This window comes from Hymenobacter tibetensis (assembly GCF_022827545.1).
GTDB lineage: Bacteria > Bacteroidota > Bacteroidia > Cytophagales > Hymenobacteraceae > Hymenobacter > Hymenobacter tibetensis.
Genome location: NZ_CP094669.1, coordinates 3,875,784 through 3,894,687, shown reverse-complemented (window position 1 = coordinate 3,894,687; position 18,904 = coordinate 3,875,784). Strand labels below are relative to the sequence as shown.

At 54.8% G+C, this 18,904-nt stretch carries 12 protein-coding genes; 5 read left to right on the top strand and 7 right to left on the bottom strand.

Annotation, left to right across the window (positions count from 1 at the left end):
- Window positions 1-135: 135 nt before the first annotated feature.
- From MTX78_RS15485 to hppD, 4 genes are all read right to left on the bottom strand, one after another.
- Window positions 136-2,157, bottom strand: a complete 2,022-nt coding sequence (locus MTX78_RS15485; RefSeq protein WP_243796104.1) for a 7TM diverse intracellular signaling domain-containing protein — start codon at window positions 2,155-2,157, stop codon at window positions 136-138.
- Between the two features lie 292 nt (window positions 2,158-2,449).
- A complete protein-coding gene (locus MTX78_RS15480; RefSeq protein WP_243796103.1) occupies window positions 2,450-2,887 on the bottom strand; it encodes a hypothetical protein in 438 nt (145 codons plus the stop codon).
- A 168-nt stretch (window positions 2,888-3,055) separates the two neighbouring features.
- Window positions 3,056-4,792 (bottom strand): phospho-sugar mutase, encoded by a 1,737-nt coding sequence (locus tag MTX78_RS15475; RefSeq protein WP_243796102.1) that lies wholly within the window; start codon window positions 4,790-4,792, stop codon window positions 3,056-3,058.
- Between the two features lie 495 nt (window positions 4,793-5,287).
- The gene (gene hppD / locus MTX78_RS15470) at window positions 5,288-6,421 is read right to left on the bottom strand and encodes a 4-hydroxyphenylpyruvate dioxygenase (protein ID WP_243802900.1); all 1,134 of its coding nucleotides are present in this window, start codon (window positions 6,419-6,421) and stop codon (window positions 5,288-5,290) included.
- A 288-nt stretch (window positions 6,422-6,709) separates the two neighbouring features.
- Between hppD and MTX78_RS15465 the strand changes: the two genes are divergently transcribed.
- From MTX78_RS15465 to MTX78_RS15445, 5 genes are all read left to right on the top strand, one after another.
- Window positions 6,710-7,099 carry a hypothetical protein gene (locus tag MTX78_RS15465; RefSeq protein WP_243796101.1) on the top strand — a complete coding sequence of 130 codons (390 nt, stop codon included), beginning with the start codon at window positions 6,710-6,712 and terminating at the stop codon, window positions 7,097-7,099.
- Window positions 7,100-7,412: 313 nt separating this feature from the next.
- Window positions 7,413-8,492 carry a rhamnogalacturonan lyase family protein gene (locus MTX78_RS25370; protein ID WP_317258906.1) on the top strand — a complete coding sequence of 360 codons (1,080 nt, stop codon included), beginning with the start codon at window positions 7,413-7,415 and terminating at the stop codon, window positions 8,490-8,492.
- Window positions 8,408-9,640: a rhamnogalacturonan lyase family protein gene (locus tag MTX78_RS25365; protein WP_317258905.1), complete on the top strand. Its 1,233-nt coding sequence runs from the start codon at window positions 8,408-8,410 to the stop codon at window positions 9,638-9,640. The genes MTX78_RS25370 and MTX78_RS25365 overlap by 85 nt, the downstream gene beginning before the upstream one ends.
- A 182-nt stretch (window positions 9,641-9,822) precedes the next feature.
- Window positions 9,823-10,167, top strand: coding sequence for a DUF952 domain-containing protein (locus tag MTX78_RS15450; RefSeq protein WP_243796100.1), 345 nt, complete (start codon window positions 9,823-9,825; stop codon window positions 10,165-10,167).
- 80 nt (window positions 10,168-10,247) lie between these two features.
- Entirely contained in the window at window positions 10,248-11,036 is a 789-nt protein-coding gene (locus tag MTX78_RS15445) for a hypothetical protein (RefSeq protein ID WP_243796099.1), read from the top strand.
- Between the two features lie 94 nt (window positions 11,037-11,130).
- Here the strand turns inward: MTX78_RS15445 and MTX78_RS15440 are convergent, their stop codons facing one another.
- The 3 genes from MTX78_RS15440 to MTX78_RS15430 form a co-directional block, all read right to left on the bottom strand.
- Window positions 11,131-12,573 (bottom strand): carbohydrate-binding protein, encoded by a 1,443-nt coding sequence (locus MTX78_RS15440; protein ID WP_243796098.1) that lies wholly within the window; start codon window positions 12,571-12,573, stop codon window positions 11,131-11,133.
- A gap of 670 nt (window positions 12,574-13,243) precedes the next feature.
- Window positions 13,244-15,142, bottom strand: coding sequence for an ABC-F family ATP-binding cassette domain-containing protein (locus tag MTX78_RS15435; protein ID WP_243796097.1), 1,899 nt, complete (start codon window positions 15,140-15,142; stop codon window positions 13,244-13,246).
- Between the two features lie 112 nt (window positions 15,143-15,254).
- The gene (locus MTX78_RS15430; protein ID WP_243796096.1) at window positions 15,255-18,791 is read right to left on the bottom strand and encodes a PAS domain-containing hybrid sensor histidine kinase/response regulator; all 3,537 of its coding nucleotides are present in this window, start codon (window positions 18,789-18,791) and stop codon (window positions 15,255-15,257) included.
- Window positions 18,792-18,904 lie beyond the last annotated feature (113 nt).

Genomic DNA, 18,904 nt, shown 5'->3' with positions numbered 1-18,904 from the left:
TGTGCAGTTTTAGCGGCCATTAGTTCCAAATGGCCCATCAGCCCATCCTACCCTTGACGGGTAAAAAACAAGTAAAAAAATAAACTCCCGATATAAATTTTTTCTAGTTTTTCAACTTCACAGTACCAACCCTCCTCAATGTCTCGTGTCGGTCACGAGGGCCGCCGCTTCGTCGCCGCTTTCGTCGTTCTCGTTGCCAGAGTCATCTAGCAGCAAACGGGTCCAGCTTTCATCTTCAGGATGTTCGGCGGTTTGCCGGCTTATGGCGTCAGCTACCTTCTGGCTGAAGCTCCAACAGGTGGCCCGGCGCAAATCAAGCACCCGAGAAAGCTCTTGCGCCGAATAATTCCCTTTGTGGGTATGCAACAAAAACACCGCATAAAATGCCTTCACAATAGAGAACTTACACTTCTGAAGCAGCGTGTTGGCCGTAGCCGATTCTACGTACCGGCAGCGGGTACAACGACGCGAATGTGCCTCGCGGCCTTCGCAATAATTGTCGTGTCCACACTTGCGGCATTGGTAGCCGTTGGCCCATTTCAGGTCGGCTAAGTAGGTCAGGCATGTGTCTTTATCGGGGTAGATTTGGCTGAACTCCCCGAAGTCCACTTCTTGCGAAAGCACCCGGGCAGTTTGGGCCTTCTGCAGGTCCAGTTGCAGCTCGGCATTCAGTTTTTCGATGGCCGCCGACTGTAGTGCCAGTAGCCCGTTGGCTTGCAGCAACTCCCGGTTCTGGGCAGCTATGGTTTCGCCTTGCTGCTGAAGCTCCTGGGTGCGTAGGGTCACCAAGCCTTCCAATTCCGAATTCAGCTGGTCTTTCAGCTCTTCGTTTTGGCGCAGCTGTTCCACGAGTTGTTCCTGTACCTCGTGCTTTTTGCGGAGTTGCTTCACCAAGCTATGCTGTGCCCTAAGCGTCGACTCCTGAATGCTCTTCATTTTGTCGCCCAAGGCATACGACAGCACCACCACTTCCAACACAAACGCCGCGTTCATGCTGTACACGGTGTAGGTATTAGTGAAGGTATTGATGCCAAGCTTGCGCAGGATCAGGAACAAGATGCCAACCGCCACCAGCGAGTGAGCCAATAAAATGAACCGAGCTGGCCGAAAGCCGCGCTGCCACACCCGTAGTGCGGCCAAAAGCAACATCCCATACGGCAATAAGTATAGCCCGATGCCTAAGTCATCGGTTTTCCACCAGAGCGCATCCAGCAACAGCGCCACAACGCTAAGCAGAATAATGGCCCGTAGCCAAAGGTCATACTGCGGTAGGCGCTGCGGGGTGTCCAGAAACTGGCGGGCGTAATAGCCAAAGGAGAGCAGCAGCAGGGGGGGCGAACCCGCTGCTACTATTTTGTTGAGCAAGGGCTGGTCGGGCCAAAAATATTGGAAGCCCAGCCCATCTTCCGATAAGAACACCAAGCTGCAACTCAACACATATACCACGTAGCGCAAATAAGTTTGCTCGCCTGTAAAGACAAACAAACAGAAATTATACACCACCATAATCAGCAGAATGCCATAGAAGCCGCCTAGCAACCCGTACTCCGTTGGGAATTGCTCTGCGATGCCCCGCTCCGTACGTAGCCGGGCCAGAAAGCTGGTTTTGGAATTTGATTGCAGCCGGAGGTAGTAAGTCTGCGACTCGTTGGGCTGAAGCGGCAGGCGCATCAGGAAATTCTTGTAGCTGTAGGGCCGCGAGGCAAAAGGCCAGTCGGCGCCAGTGCGTACCAAGCCCTGTTCCGTATCGGAAGCCGGGTAGAACGTGATGTTGTTTAGGTGAGAATCAAACAGTTCTAGGTACCAGTGCTGACGTTGCAGCCCCGGAGCCTGCACCGCTAAGCGCAGCCAATACGCGGACCCAACGTGTTCCATCGTCGGGTCTATACGTGAGGCCAACACAAAGCGCGATGCATGCTGGGGCCGCTGTACGTCTCGCAACGTCAGCTGTCCGGAGGGGTCTTCTAGTACGCTGTAGTTGGAAAGCTCAACCGGGAGTTCGTCGTGGAGGGCGTCAACTCGGATGGGCTTTTCTGAACCGACGACGGGGGCGCCGGTGCTTGAAGTGGCCGATAAGAGGGCTATGGTCAGAAGCCAGAGCCATTGCCAAGCACGCGCCCGGCAAAGAAGTTTGGGGGAATTGATGGAGCAGCACATGGGGATTTCCAAGATAAAGAAAGTCCCGCACTAGTAAACACAGTACTGCACCTAGCAAAGGTGCCAATCACCTCTCTGCCACGCCACACTAGGTTTCTTTTCAAGTGAAGAGCACCGACGGCAAGCAAAGCCAACTGTATCAGCGTGGCCCCAGGCCCTGTAACTATATGTAGGTTACAACTTATGGCAGCATCAACAGCTTAACCTACTTGCCTCCCGCTACGAGGCAGTTAGCAGCATGGAGGCGCAGAACGTAAGACGCAGTTGCACCTATCGGCATTGCAGTAACGCCCTACGCTTCGCTATCTAGTAGGTGCGCCTCTTGTATCGTGCTGGCTTCGTGCTGGCGGTTGAATTCAACTACTTCCAATTGCAAGATGCTTCCTACCGCGCAGGCAACACGCACGGCATCTTTGTGGTGTAAATGGCGAAAAAGAATAAAGCCCTGCGAAGCGTTTGGTACGGAAAGCAAGACTACAAACTCTGCGTTTTGATGCGCTTCTTCGATGCCCTCTCTGGTGGTAGTGAGGTTATATTCAGAAAAGTAGCGAACAACAACGCGTTGAGCTTCGGGCAGCGGGTGCCAGTCGCTTATATGAATGCCTAATACCTGCGAGCCTGTCCGATAGTGATGCGCTTTTACGTCTATCTCCAATGTGGTTTTGCCTGTAGAAGCGAACATCCAGAAAAAAAGTAGCGGAATGGCCACGTAATAGAGGTCGAGCCACACCAAGGCGCCAGCTAGAAGAGCAACGCACAGCCAGTGGAGTAGATCGGGCTTGCTAAGAACCACCACATGGTTTTGAGCGGAACGAATGGTTGGCATAGCGGAGCAGTATACAATAGCGGCCCGCCCTGACGAACAGGACGGGCCGCATAAGGTAGCGCAAAAAAGTTCTTACTTCAGTTGCATGTCTTCGATGATGGCCGCAATACGCTGGTTGAGCTGTTGTTCGCCTTGCTCGAAATCAGCGGCAGAAGACAAGGGAGCTTTCACGCTGAAGTAGAACTTGATTTTTGGCTCGGTGCCAGACGGGCGAGCAGATATCTTGCTGCCATCGGCGGTGATGAACTGGAGCACGTTGCTGGCTTCTAATCCCGTAGGCTTTTCCTGGCCGGTGCGAAGGTCCCGAATCTTGCCGGTTTGGTAGTCGCGCAGCTCGGTTACTTCCGAACCCGCAATGGTAGCCGGCGGATTGGCCCGCAGGTCGCGCATCATTTCCTGAATTTCTTCGGCGCCGCGCTGGCCTTTCTTGGTAAGCGAAATCAGGCTTTCCTGATAGAGGCCGTAGGTGGCGTACATCTGGGTCATCTCCTCGTAGAGGGTACGGCCATTGTCTTTCGCTACGGCAGCCATTTCGGCCAGCATAGCGCACGCTGATACGGCGTCTTTGTCGCGCACAAAGTCGCCGAGCATGTAGCCGTAGCTTTCCTCGCCGCCACCGATGTAGGTTTCTTTGCCTTCTAGCTCCCGAATGAGGCCAGCAATGTATTTGAAGCCGGTTAGGGTCTGGTAGCTCTTCACGCCGTGGGCGCGCGCAATGTCACCAAGTACCTCACTGGTCACAATGGTGTAGACGATGAAGTCTTTCTCGGTCATCTTGCCGGCCTGCTTTCGGGCCGATAGGCTGTAGTACGTAAGCAAAGCAGCTGTTTGGTTGCCATTCACGAGCACCCATTCGCCCGCCGTATTCTTCACAGCAATGCCTACCCGGTCAGCATCGGGGTCGGTAGCTAGTACGAGGTCGGCATCCAGTTGCTTGGCTTGGTCGAGGGCCATCTGCATGGCTACTTTCTCTTCCGGGTTCGGCGATTGTACCGTGGGGAAGTTACCATCGGGAGTAGCCTGGGCTTCCACGATGTGCACGTTGTCGAAGCCGAGTTGGGCCAGTGCCTGCGGTACCAGCGTGATACCCGTGCCGTGCAACGGCGTAAACACGATTTTCAGGTCGTGCTGGCGCTGAATAGCGGCGGGGTTGATGCTTAGGGCTTTTACCTTAGCCAAGTACGCTGCGTCAAGGTCGGCGCTAATCAGATGAACCTTGGCTTCATCGGCTTGGAACTTCACCTCATCAACCGAGCGAATGGCTTCCACTTCCCGGATGATGTTTTTGTCGTGGGGGGCTACTACTTGCGCGCCATCATTCCAGTACACTTTGAACCCGTTGTACTCCTTGGGGTTGTGCGAGGCCGTCACGACGCAGCCGCTTTGGCAACCGAGCTGCCGGATAGTGAACGACAACTCTGGCGTGGGCCGCAAGGCGTCAAACAAATAAACGGTAATGCCATTGGCCGAAAAGATATCAGCCGCAATGCGGGCAAATTCTTTGCTGTTGTTGCGCGAGTCGTGAGCTACGGCCACCTTGACTTCCTGGCCAGGAAACTGTTGCAGCAAATAATTGCTCAGGCCCTGCGTAGCCATGCCCAACGTGTAACGGTTCATGCGGTTTGAACCTGCCCCCATGACACCGCGCAACCCACCCGTCCCGAATTCCAAATCCCGATAGAAAGCATCCGACAAAAGCTCGTCCTGGTTCTGAGACTGCAACTGACGGATTTCCTCTTGTGTGGCAGCATCGTAATTGCCGGTGAGCCACGTATTTATTTTCTGTTGAACTTCAGAAGTGAGAGCCATATAAGGGAGAAACTGAGTGAAGAGGGGCGAAGGTATGGGGTAAAGAAAACAAGTTTACATGAAAAAACAGGCAGGCTGCTACAAGCATAACAGCTAACCCAACTTTACTGAGTCATTATTTTTCTGAAAAAAGTACTGGCTACAAAGCTGACTGTCAGCATAAACCTCCCGATCTAGGGATAGCAGCAGGATGGTGTTTCCAAGTAATCCAGCCAGATTTCTCTGAAGGTGAAAAATAGATTTCCTTTTCAACCACGAATGCCTGACTGCAGTAGCTGGTGCCGTTGCGGAGCATACGGTGGCTGAGAGGCAAAGATTATTCAGCGAGAAATTGAAATCAGAAATAGCTTCACCCTTAGGCACAAAGAAAAGCTGCGGCTTCAGGTATCGTCGGAAGGCGCCCTTTGCCTGAGCAGAGCCCTCGTTGTGCACCGATACCTGAAGCCGCAGCTTTCCTAGTTGTTCAGCAAAGAGCTAGTGCCTTGCTATTACTTCTTACAAGTTGCCACGTAGTCCTTGCTCGCGTTCTATAGCTTCGAACAGGGCTTTGAAATTGCCTTTCCCAAAGCTCTTGGCTCCCTTGCGCTGGATGATTTCGAAGAACACCGTGGGCCGGTCCTCTACGGGCTTGGTGAAAATCTGTAGCAGGTAGCCTTCCTCGTCGCGGTCCACGAGCAAGTTCAGGTTGCGTACACTGTCTAGGTCCTCGTCGATGTGGCCGACGCGGTCCAGCAAGTCATCGTAGTAAGAACTCGGTACGGTCAGGAATTCCACACCGCGGCGGCGTAGTTCCGTGACAGTCGCGCGAATGTCGTGGGTGATAAGGGCCATGTGCTGCACGCCCGGCGAGTGGTAGAAATCCAGATACTCTTCGATCTGGCTTTTCTTTTTGCCTTCGGCGGGCTCGTTGATGGGGAACTTCACGAAGCCGTTGCCATTGCTCACCACCTTGCTCATCAGGGCCGAATACTCGGTGCTGATATCGTCGTCGTCGAAGGTGATGAGTAGTTTGAAACCCATCACATCTTCGTAGAACTTCACCCACTGATTCATTTCGCCCCAGCCGACGTTGCCCACGCAGTGGTCTACGAACTGCAAGCCAACGGGAGCACCCTGCGGAACCAAGCTAGTGCGCGCCACGAAGCCAGGCAAAAACGGGCCGCTGTAGTTGCTGCGCTCCACAAAAGTGTGGACGGTTTCACCGTAAGTGTAGATGCCGGCCAGGGTGACGGAGCCGTGCTCATCTTCCATAGTGTAGGGCTCGAAAGCCACTTTGGCGCCGCGCTTGGTGGTTTCCTCGAACGATTTGCGGGCGTCGTCTACCCACAGGGCCATCACCTTCACGCCATCGCCGTGCTGGGCCACGTGCCGCGTAATATCGGAGTCGGGAAGCAGGGAGGTGGTTAGTACGAAGCGGATCTTGTTTTGCTGCAGGACATAGCTGGCTCGGTCGCGCACGCCGGTTTCGGGGCCAGCATACGCTACTAGCTCGAAGCCAAAAGCCGCTTGATAATAGTAAGCCGACTGCTTGGCATTGCCGACGTAGAACTCGAGGTAGTCGGTGCCATTGAGGGGAAGAAAATCTTGGGCGGAATGGGCCTGTACGGCCGGGGAGGTCATGGTTTGCATGGTACGGGTGGGAATGGGTGGGTGTAGGGCGGTAAAAATAAGGTTTTGGCAACGATTGTTGGCTGCTGGAAGGTAAGAGTCGCTTAGGTAGCAGTAGCGGGCCTTTGCCATACCCTATACTGCAGGAAAAGCACCCTGGCAGCCACTCACTTAAGATTCAGCAAATCAACGAGCGAGCAACAAGCAAACCTTGCACTATTCTTCGTAAAATTGTGGCAGGGTAGGGGCTCTTCACGAAAATTAGGAAAAGCTCCGCACCTTTGTTACTTAACCTATTGCCTTACGCTTATGAACCTGGAAGAGCTGAACCGCGCCCTCGTTACCCTGATCGAGAAAAAGCAAGTACTACACGATATGAAGTACGACGACGCCCGCTACGACGAAGTAGAGGAAGAACTGCACGACCTGGAAGACGACTTCAATGATGAGTACGGTACTTTCCTGGAAGCCGCACTCGATAAGGTACACACCGACCTTAGCTCCGATACCGACGTATTGCTGCCCACTGCCTACTTGCCCTCCAGCACCGGCGGCAAACCATCGCCCAAAGAAGGTGTGTGGGTGGACTCGGAAAAATATCCTGGCAAGGAAGCCCGCATCACGCTGGTTCCCAACCCCACGCGCATTGTCCTGACGGTTGGTAAGGCGGTGCAGCAGGAACTATGGAAAGCGGAGTAACGAATTTCGAATACTAGATTGTAAGAATGCTGTGTTGGCCGTTCCGTGCTTCCTATTGGGAAGTGCGGAACGGCCAATTTCGTTGGGCTAGTGTGAAGTTTATGTTATTAGTGTAGTAGAAAGTCGGGGAGACTTGGGCTGCTGTGGGCGGGGAAGAAGGCCGGTGTTGAGAACAGGAAACTACAGGATGGTGGGCAGAAGGGAGATAGGTAATATGCAAGTGAGTCATCACTCAGTACGGCACACGCTTGCTTCGCGCAGGTGTCAGCAGGACAGCACCTCCTAGTATCCATCTTTCCAAATCCTACCAGCTATGAGTCCAACCTCTTCTCACTTACCATCGGTTGATGGCCCCTTTTCCCTACGAGCAGCAACCATGGGCCGACTAACGGTCTGGTGTACACCACTGTTGGCGGCTTGCTTGTTGGGTCCTGTTGGTATGGCGGCGGCGCAAACAGCTCCTGACCCCGCCCGCACCACCCGGCGGATGGAAACCCTGAAGCGCGGCATCGTGGCCGTTAAAGACGATAACAAGGTTTTCGTGAGCTGGCGGCTGCTGACAACGGATGCCACGTGGGTGTCATTTGATGTGTACCGCCAGGAGAATGGGGGAGCGGCCGTCAAGTTGAACAGCACGCCTATTTCTTCCAGCACCAACTGGGTGGACCAGACCGCCGACTTCACCAAAACCAACACCTACTTCGTGCGGGCGGTGCAGAACGGAGGCGGTTCGCAGGCCAATTCAGAGGTGGCCACTCTCTGGAACCAAAACTACATGCGCTTGGTGCTCCAACAGCCCGCCGGCGGAACAGTGGGCACGGGTACCAGTGCCAGCACCTATACCTACAGCCCCGCCGACTGTAGCACCGGCGACCTGGACGGCGACGGAGAATACGAAATCATTGTAAAGTGGGACCCCTCCAACGCCCGCGACAATGCCAGCAGCGGCTTTTCCGGCAACGTGATTCTGGATGCCTATAAGCTCGACGGCACCCGCCTATGGCGCATCGACCTGGGGCGTAATATTCGGGCTGGAGCCCACTACACGCAGTTTATGGTGTATGACCTCGACGGGGATGGCCGGGCCGAACTAGCCTGCAAAACGTCGGATGCCACTGTTGATGGGCGAGGGAACGTAATTGGAAACGCCACTGCCGACTACCGCAATGCGGGCGGCTATATTTTGTCGGGTCCCGAGTACCTGACCATTTTCAATGGGCAAACGGGCGCGGCGATGGCTAGCACACCTACCAGCCCCAACGCCACCCCATTGCCGGCGACAATCCAACGCCGGCGCAAATCAACGCCGTGTGGGGCGACAACTATGGCAACCGCATCGACCGGTTCTTGGCCGCCGTGGCGTATTTGGATGGCGAGCGGCCTAGCCTGGTGATGTGCCGCGGGTATTACACGCGCACGGTGCTGGTGGCCTGGGATTGGCGCAACGGCCAGCTAACGCAGCGCTGGAAGTTCGACAGCGACGATAACACTCCCGGCAATGCTGCCTTCAGGGGACAGGGCAACCACAACCTGAGCGTAGCGGACGTTGATGATGACGGCAAAGATGAAATTATATACGGCTCTTGCGCCGTCGATGACGATGGCCGGGGTATGTACGCCACCGGGCGCGGCCACGGCGACGCCATGCACGTGTCGGATCTGGACCCTGCGCGGCCAGGCTTGGAGGTGTTCTCAGTACACGAATCACCATCGTCGTACGGCAACAACCCCAACGACTTCCGCGATGCACGTACCGGCACCCTGATTTGGGGCGGCCCAGCAGCCAACCAAGGCGACGTGGGCCGGGGCGTGACGATGGACGTGGACCCCCGCACGTGGGGCGCGGAGTCGTGGAGCACACGGGGCGGCTTGTACTCGGCTACCGGCACCCAGGTTTCAACGGCCAAGCCCAACACCATCAACTTCGCGGTGTGGTGGGACGGTGACCTGTTGCGCGAGCAGCTCGATGGTACCACCATCAACAAATGGGACTGGGTGGGTGGCCGCACCAACACGCTGCTGAATGCCGCAGCGCTTGGAGCAGGTTCCAACAACGGCACCAAAGCCACCCCCAACCTCAGCGCCGACCTATTCGGCGACTGGCGCGAGGAAGTAATCTGGCGCAACACCAACAACGAGGAGCTGCTGATTTTCACCACCACCATTCCGACGGCCTACCGCATTCCTACCCTGATGCACGATCCGCAGTACCGCCTCAGTATTGCCTGGCAAAACGTAGGCTACAATCAGCCCCCGCATACTGGCTATTACCTCGGCGAAGGCATGCCGGTGGTAGCCGGAATGAAGCAAACGAAAAACCTGATTGGAGCAGCCGTGTTTCCCAATCCTTCCACCAGTTCTTTCCGGGTGCGGGTGAAGGGCAACTTCCACTACGAGGTGTACAACCAAACCGGCCAGCGCCTGGAGGAAGGCGACGGCCAAACCGAACAACTCGTGGGTGAGAAGCTGCGGCCCGGCTTGTATGTGCTGCGCATCAGCACCGCCGAAGGCACCAGTATGCTGAGCGTGGTGAAGCAGTAAGTGTCAGCCAAAGCTAGACGAGAGTAGCAGGGCGGATAGTACGATAGGGCAGGCAAAAGCTTAACTTGTCGTACTGTCCGCCCTGCTGCGTTTATTTAAGTGCTTCTAAATGAAGCCGGACAGCTACTACTGGTAGTTGCCTGTTCTAGTAAATAGGTGAAACCACCTCTCAAGCAGACACTATGCTCTACCGCATTGCCGACTTAGTTGACTGGAATCGCGCGCAGCAAACCGGCTTTTTTGCCAGCTCCGACTTAGCTGCCGAAGGATTCATCCATAGCTCTGAACGCAGCCAGATTCTGGAAACGGCCCGCCGCTACTATACTGGCCGCCCAGAGTTGGTGTTGCTGGAATGGGACGAAGACACCTTGGCCGCGGCAGGGGTGCGGGTGGAGCGAGAGTGGGTGGAAGCCCGGCAGGAGCACTTCGCGCATATTTTCGCGCCCGTTCCGCTGGCCGCTGTGCGACGCCACTGGGCGTTTGGCCCGGATTTAGCAGATGAATTTACGTTGCCGGCTGGGCTGTAAAGTATAGGTAGTATTACCCAGTACAACCATCAGTCGGTTGCCCTCCTCTATTCAATAGAAACCGGTTAACTGTACGGGATATGCGTCAATCTATACTATACACTTGTTTGGCTGGCTTAAGCGCCGGGTTAGCGAGTTGCGGCTCCACTTCCTTCCTAACCATGATGCCAGCCCAGGCAAATGGTCCCAGCGTAAACGGCCACCCCACCAGCCTCAGCTACCACCCCGATAGTGTGGAAGTAAAGCTGGGGTTCGTCCGTTACGAACCCGCTACACTGGTGTTTGAAGTGGAAATTGGCAACGATTCCAGCCAGCCGGTATGGGTAACGCCCGAAACGTTTTTCTATGCCCCCGTTGACACTGGCGCGGCCGTGGTGCCTACCACTGCCACCGCCCGGGTAACGGCCCTCGACCCCGAACTGCGCCTCAAGCAGCTGGCAGCCCGCTTAGAGGAAGAAACCACGAAGTCGGAAAAAGTGAGCTGGCTTGAAATCTTGACTATGGTTTCCAACGTGGCCGAAGACGTGTCGAGCATCAAAAAGAAAGAAACCGAGGAGCAAATAGCAGAACGGGAAGAACGGCACCAGAGCAGCAGCGCTTACTTCGACTACCAGCGCGAGCAGCATGCCCAGCAAGCCGATACGCTTTACACACAGCACCTCAACATGCAGACCGTAGGGTTGCGCAAGACGCTGCTCAGCCCAGGCAAGTTTGTGCGTGGGCTGGTCTATTTCCCACGCACCGACGCCGCCCGCCGGCTGCGAGTGGTGGTGTTTTTCAACGAGCGGCCGGTCAGCTTTGACTTCACGCAGCAAGTAAGCTCTCCAACCAGCAAGTCAACGGCAAGAGTCACTTCCACACAGCAATAAATCCAAGGCCCTTTCAACCAACGGACACCCAAGAAGAGCCAGTAGGTAGCTCTTCTTGGGTGTCCGTTGGTGTATGCAGTCGGCAATACCGTTTCTACTGTTTGCTGAATCGGGATACTTGCTTTTTCTGGTTCTTGTCGATAATCACCAAGTTATATAGCCCTGGCTGTAGTTTCGAAATGTTCAGCGCTTTGCCCGTGTACGAACCGCTCCACACCTGTTGGCCTTGCATGTCCAGAATACTGATTTGGGTGGGTCCATCGGTCATTCCGGTGAGCGTGAGCTGGTCTGTAACCGGATTCGGATAAAGCTCTATGCTGCTTTGTTTGGGCGAAGGTGAAAGAGCAAGCTGATCGTTTGTGGTTTCTGCCGTACGCGCCCCGCTTTGCTTGGTGATGCGCAACCAGTTGAAGTTCCAGCCGCCGGCCTGCGCGAACACGCCAAAGTTGTAGGTGCCCGCATTCACGTACACCGTATGAGAAACCGTAGTCCAGTTTTGCCAGCCGCCCGTAGCCGGAATAGTCACGGTGCCCAGTTGGGTGGAGCCAGCGTTGAGGTCGGCGGATAGGCGGCTGCCGCTCGGGCTGGCCACGCGGTACTCGATGGTGTAGTTGCCGGAAGTAGGGAAGTTCACGTTGCTGTACGCCATCCAGTCGTTGGCGTCGATGTAGGCTACGTTTTGGCCGCCGCCCGTATCGGCGCAGTTCTCTAGCTGCACTCCGTTCATGGAGCTATAGCTTTCCGCCTGAATTTGGGTGGCAGTGGGCGTAGGAGTGGTGCCGGTTTTCTGGTACACGCGCACATAATCAACGTACATGGTAGCGGGTAGCTTGCTTTCGTCTACCGTTTGGCCGGGCCAGTTACCAGCCACTGCCAGGTTCAAGAGCAAGAAAAAGGGCCGATGAAACTCCTCGGTGCTGCCCGCATTGTTGAGGATGCTCATGACGTGGAACTGCGTGCCGTCCACAAACCAGCGGATAGCACTAGCATCCCATTCCACCGAGTATACATGGTAGTCTTGCGGAGTAGTTACGATGCTGCCGCCGTACTCGGCGTGGCCGTTGCTGTCCCAATGGGGCGTACCATAGGTCTTGTTTTCCGAGTTGATGTGCTCCATCACATCAATCTCGCCGCAGGCCGGCCAGCTCACGGTGTTGATATTGCCACCCAGCATCCAGAAGGCCGGCCACAATCCTTGGCCCAAAGGCAGTTTCATGCGGGCCTCCATTCTGCCGTAGGTGAATTCTTTGCGGCCCTTGGTAATCATGCGGGCCGAAGTGTAGGGCATGCCCCCGACCGTTTGCTTTTTGGCTGTAATAAGCAGATTGCCATTCGCTACGGTAGCATTGGCCGCTTGGTAGTATTGCTTCTCATTGTTGCCCCAGCCGCCGCCGCCGGTTTCAAACTGCCAATCAGGACTGATACTGCCATTGAACTCATCGGCCCAGACGAGTTGGTAGGTCTGAGCCTGCACTGAGGCGTGGCTTAGGAGCACACAGGCTACCGCGCCAAGTAAAGAGCGTAAACTGGTTTTCATGGTGTTGAGGGTTGGTTGGTGGGAATAAGAATGGGTAAGTAGAAGATCGTTTTAGGGATAAGGCCGTGTCACGGATACACAATGCCTGGAAGCGCAGGAGATGTCATTGGTATGCTTGCTTCTCTTGTCTAATAGGAGAAAAGGCATCCTTTTATAATGCAAGACACTTAACCCATCTGCACAGCAAAAGCCCTACGTGGTGCTACCTAAATATTTGCACTGTATCTGCTAAATGCAAGGCACAGCACACGCTTCCTATGGCCGAAAAAATATGCAGACTTCCGAGTGTAGCACGAGTTGTACGCCTACTGCACAAGTCGAAAAGCAGCCAGCAGCTTACAGCGCGACTGATGCTATATATGCAAACCAGTGATAACACCGTTTAAACAACAAGCTGTTAGGCATACTACTGCCTAAGGCTTTTGCACAAATGCCAAAATGTTGTGTGCGCTCTTTCACTCCCTTCGTCACGGACAAACCCAAAACCCAACTAGCTGATAAGTAGAAGCTGAACAGGGATGTAATACAAACTGCCTTAGCGGATTTATATAAGCCGGGAACAACTGATAGTTCCTCTTCACTGAAGTACGTGACTATTGAAAACGACAAAGGACCTTGGAGTTCACCAAGGTCCTTTGTCGGTACTAGAAACTAGGTTGATGGCAGTTGCCTATACAAACTCGGCTAGTTCCAACCACCGCTCCCCCTTCGTATCGAGGTCGGCGTCGGTGCGCTTGAGTTGAGCGGCCCAGTCGGCTAGCTCTGTGTGCGAGCCAGTACCCGAGTTAAGCTTTTCGATAAGATGCTGCTTCAGCACCTCTAATTGCTCTAGCTCTTTTTCCAACGTTTCATACTCCTTTTTCTCGGCGAAGCTGGCCTTGCGTTTTGCAGTGGCTGGCGCCGGCGCTGGTGCAGAAACAACAGGCTGATTCACCGACTTCAATGCCTTCTCAGCGTCGCGGGCACCTGTGTTGGCGGGTTGCTCCTGCAGCCACTCGCGGTAGTCGGTGTAGTTGCCGGGGAACTGGCGGATCTTGCCACCGGGCTCCAAGGCAAACACTTGCTCAACCAGAGCATCCATAAAGTACCGGTCGTGCGATACAATAATTAGGCAGCCTGCAAACTGAAGCAGAAAGTCTTCTAGAATGTTGAGCGTGATGATGTCGAGGTCGTTGGTAGGCTCGTCAAGAATCAGGAAGTTGGGGTTCTTGATAAGTACGCGCAACAGTTGCAACCGTCGCTTTTCGCCCCCGCTCAGCTTGCTTACCAGCGTGTATTGCTGCGCCGGCGGAAACTGAAAGTGTTGCAGAAACTGCGAAGCCGTAACTACGCTGCCATCCGCTAGCTCTATCACCTCGGCCACTTCCTTCACAATGTCAATCACCCGCTGCGTCGGATCGAAGACCAGTTCCGTCTGGGTGTAGTAGCCAAACACGGTGGTTTGGCCAGCGTCCACCGTACCGGAGTCGGGTGCCAGCTGCTTGGTGAGCATGTTCAGCAGGGTCGTTTTGCCCGCGCCGTTAGGCCCCACCAGACCAATCCGGTCTTTCTTCTTGAACACGTAGCTGAAATCATGGAGCACCACTTTGTCGCCAAACTTCTTGCTTAGGTGTTCCACCTCAATGATTTTGCCTCCCTGCCGAGTGGTTTTCACCGACAGCTCCATTTCCGGGCCTTTGATTTTGGTGCGGGCCTTTTCTTGGGTTTCGTAAAAGGAGTCAATCCGGGCTTTTTGCTTGGTACCGCGTGCTTGAGGCTGACGCCGCATCCACTCCAATTCTTTGCGGAGCAAGTTGCGGGCCTTCTCCACCTCCACGGTTTCCATTTGCTCGCGCTCGGCTTTCTTCTCTACAAAGTAAGCGTAGTTGCCCTGGTAGCGGTGTACCCGGCCTTGATCTAGCTCCACAATTTCGTTGGCTACCCGGTCCAGGAAGTACCGGTCGTGGGTAACCATTAGCAGTGTGAGGGAAGGGGAGGCCAGCCGGTTTTCCAGCCACTCGATAGTGGCTAGGTCCAGATGGTTGGTAGGCTCGTCAAGAATCAGCACATCCGGCTCCTCAATCAGCACGCGGGCTAAGGCTACGCGCTTGCGCTGGCCGCCTGAGAGCTTGCTTACATTGCGCTGCAGCAACTCGCCCAAGATACCCAGCTTGCCTAAAATCTGTTGCACCTGCGACTCGTAGTCCCAGGCGTTGTAAGAATCCATCAACTCCATTACCCGTTGCAAATCAGCGGGTTTGTGGTTGGGGTCGTTCACTACGTGCTCGTAGTCCCGAATAGCGGCCAGCGTATCGTTCTGACTGGCAAAGATGGTTTCCTCTACGGTCAGTGTTTCATCGAACACAGGCTGTTGGCCCAGGAAAGACACGCGGGTGTCTTTGCGAGTGCTCAAACCGCCCGTGTCAGGGGGCTCAATGCCCGCCAAGATGCGCAGCAGCGTGGTCTTGCCGGAGCCGTTGATGCCCACTAGCCCCACACGCTGGCCTTGTGAAAGACCAAAGTTCAATTCCCGGAAAAGCCACCGGTCGGCATAATTCTTCGAAAGGTTCTCAGCAGAAAGCAGATTCATAGTGCAAAGGTAGCCAGGGCTAGGCAGCCTGGAAGCACAACCCAACAAATCCCCTGGTATGTTCCCCGCTGCTTACCCCAATCATCGTATTTTATATAGTCCGGTAGAGCTATTATTCCGCCTTTTTCGCTGCTCTATTGGTTAAATCAATTGTCATCTGGTTGATGACCTGGTGCAGCAATTTGATTGCGTTTTCGATGAGCGGCTCCAGTACTTGCAAGTCGAAAGGACCGGTACACGTATCTAAATGCGTGATTAGGGGCAATAGTTGGTACGCGTGTAAGTGGTCGAGGCTGGGCTTGAGCTTGTGCGTAGTAGCTTTCAAAAGCCTGGCATCTTGGGTGCGTAGCGCCTCGCTTAAGTCGTGCGTTGCTTCCTGGCAGCTCTCCACAAAAGTTTCGAGCATGAGGGCCACAAATTCCTCGTCCCCTTGCCCAATCTGGTACAGCAGATCGAGCTTGTAAAGAGCCGCCGAGGAATCTGGTATAGCATCAGCGTCCAAGAGTGGCGGCGTGAGGGCAGCTGAGTGCGGCGTGTCCAGTACCCAGTCGCCAATTAGCTTGAGCAACTCATCTTCCTGAAATGGCTTGGCCAGATAGTCGTTCATGCCCGCCGCCAAGCACTTTTCTCGTTCCCCTTTGATGGCATTAGCCGTGAGGGCGATAATAGGCGTTGAAAGGGACAATTCCTGACGCAGTACGGTGGTAGCTTCTAGCCCGTTCATGATAGGCATCTGCACATCCATCAAAACCAAATCGTACCGATGGGAGCGTAGCATCTCCACTGCCAAGGCGCCGTTTTCAGCTTCTTCTACCCGGATGTGTACGTTGTTGAGCAGGGCTTTCGCAATCTGGCGGTTGAACTTGTTGTCTTCTACCAGCAGCACTTCCTTGCCTCGTAGTCGTTCGCGGAGACTAGGGTCGGCCGCTTCCCGGCGCGGCAAGTCAACCTCTTCACCTTCCAGCAAAAACAGCGAAAAGGTGCTGACCGTGCCTTTGTTTTTTTCGCTGGTGATGTGCAGTTCACCTCCCATCAAGTTAACCAAACTCCTGCTGATGCTTAGCCCGAGGCCCGTGCCGCCAAATTTGCGGGTCACGGACGAATCTTCTTGGGTGAACTCCTGGAAGATGCTAGACAAGTACGCCGGCGCTATCCCGATGCCTGTGTCGGCTACCGTGAATTTGATTTCCACTGCGTCGGCAGACTGGCCGATAAGTTCGCAGGAAATCGACACGAGGCCCTTTTCCGTGAACTTGATAGCGTTGCCAGCCAAGTTGAGTAGTACCTGCGTGATACGATACGGGTCGCCGAGCAGAACTTTTGGCAGTTCAGGTGTTGCTTCCGTAACGAACGACAAGCCTTTCTCCTCGGCCTTGTAGAGCAGCGTTTTTTCGATTTGCGTAAGAAGCTGGCTGGCGCTAAAGCCAATCTGCTCCACTTGCAACTGGCCGGCCTCTATCTTAGACAGGTCTAGGATATCATTGATGATGACCAGTAAGTTCTCGCCCGACGTGGCAATGGCCCGTAAGTAGTCGTCTTGGTCGGGGCGGAGCGGCGTCTTGGACAGCAACTGACTCATGCCCAGAATGGCATTCATAGGCGTCCGAATCTCGTGGCTCATGTTGGCCAAAAACGACTCTTTGGCCCGCGACGAATCCTCGGCTTGCTCTTTGGCCCTGCGCAATTTGTTTTCCAGCTGCTTCTGGTGCGTGATGTCGAGCGTAATGCGAATTGTGCCGATGAGCTGCTTGTCGTCGTCGTAAACGAGGGCCCGACTGACTTGTAGCCACTTCTGGCTACCATCCTGGCTGAGGACAGGTAGTTCGTAAGCCTCTTCCTCTTCCTGAGCCACGTGCGAAGTTTCCTGAGCCAGTAAGGTGGCCAAAAACTCTTGCGTGACAACTTCGGTGCTGAAAACGCCCAGGGTATCGCAAAAAACTTGGTTGACGTACACCACCTCCCCCGCGAGATTGGTTTCCACAAGCCCCAGTTTCATTTGCTCGATGATGCGCCGGTATTTCTCTTCCCGCCGTTTCAGGGCTTCCTCCGCGTTCTTTTGCTCCGTGACATCTTGAAACTTCCACAGGTAGCCCAACGAAGTGTCGTTGCTGTAAATGGGAAGGAAGTCGCGCTGGAACACCTGGCCGTTTTTGCGCGGTAGCAGTTCCCCAACAATGGCTTGCTGCTTGAGTGCCCGTCCATTTCTGCCCGCTAACCACCCCGGCTCGGTTGTAGCGCCTTGCTTCGCGTCCGCCAGCAACGACACCGTCTCGACGCCCACCAGTTGGTCGGGGGTTGTTTCCAGGTTCAGCATGCGGCAGAATGCCTCGTTGACCAATACCACCCGTCGATTTTCATCTTCCAGCAAGATACCTTCCTGAAAATTGGCGATAGTGGTCGACAAACGGCGCGTAGAAGCTTCAATGGCCAGGTTGGCCCGTTTGATTTCCGAAATATCGGTGTGGACGCCCGTCATGATGAGCGGCTCACCGTCGGGACCATATTTGGTTATTAGGCCGCGCGTAAGAACCCATTTGTATTCGCCGTTGCGGCAAAGAAGCCGCCGTTCCACGGAATAGATGGGAACATCACCGCGCAAATACGCGTCAGATGCCTGAATACTCGCTGCTTGGTCGTCGGGGTGGACATGGTTGTGCCACGACTGAAAGCCGGGCGGAAAGTCTTCGTCCGGATAGCCAAGCATAGCTCGGTAGGCATTGGAGAAGTAGTCGTCGCCGGTTTGGTAGTTGAACTCCCAGCCTCCATCCCCGAAACGTTCAATGGCCAGCAGCCACCGATACTCGCTGTCTTGCAGGGCCTCCTCCGTTGTTTTCAGCGACGTTATATCGGTGAGGATGCCGCTGTAGAGCGCGCCCTCCGCGTCGCGCGCAGACAGTTGGTAGCTGCCGCTGCACCAGCGCAACGGCTGTCCGGGCACCACCAGCCGACCTTCGAAAGTAGGCGTCTCCGTTTCGTGTTCGGGAGCTTGCAGAAAAGCGGCCCACTCCTGCTGGTCTTCGGGGTGCACTACCTCAATGAAGTGCTCTAGCTGTGTGAACTGATACCCAAATAGTTTCTCTGAAGTGGCGCTGACATAGGTTAGGCGTGAAGTGCCATCTACGTTGTTTCGCCACTGAAAAAGCACGCCAGGAGCTTGCTCCGTCAGGTACTGCAGCTGCGCATCACGGGCCGCCGTAGCTGCCGCCGTAGCCTTCTCAGTGGATATATCTTCCAGCAGTGCAAAAAAGCAACGCGGCTCAGTGGCGGTTGTAGCAGGCGCCGGTTGGAGCTTCACTCGTAGCCACCGAGTTGTGCCTGCCTCGGTGTGCATGCGCCCTTCGTATTGTAATGGTGCTTCGGAATCCAAGTCGGCTGGTACCGCTCCCAAACCTGCGTTGGGCGGCAACACGGCCCACAGAGACTGGTCTAGCAAGCGAGGAACCGTAGTGCCCACTAACGCTACAAAGCCCTCATTCACCCAGATGAGCCGGCCAGCACCATCGAGCAGGGCTACGGCCGTAAAAGCGTGCTGCACCAACAAAAGGGCTTGTTCTAAGTGTGCGAACAAGTGAGTGTCTGGTGGCGTGATGGCGTTTTTTTCTGGCAACGCCTGCGCTTTTATCGAGGTATGAACACCAGCTTGCTCCATAGAACTAATTGCACAATAGCTTTTCCTACAGAAGCACTCTACGTGTTGGCTACTCACTTCTGTAAGCTACAAATCTAGCTTTTTACTGCTTGATGAACAGCAGGTAGCAAATA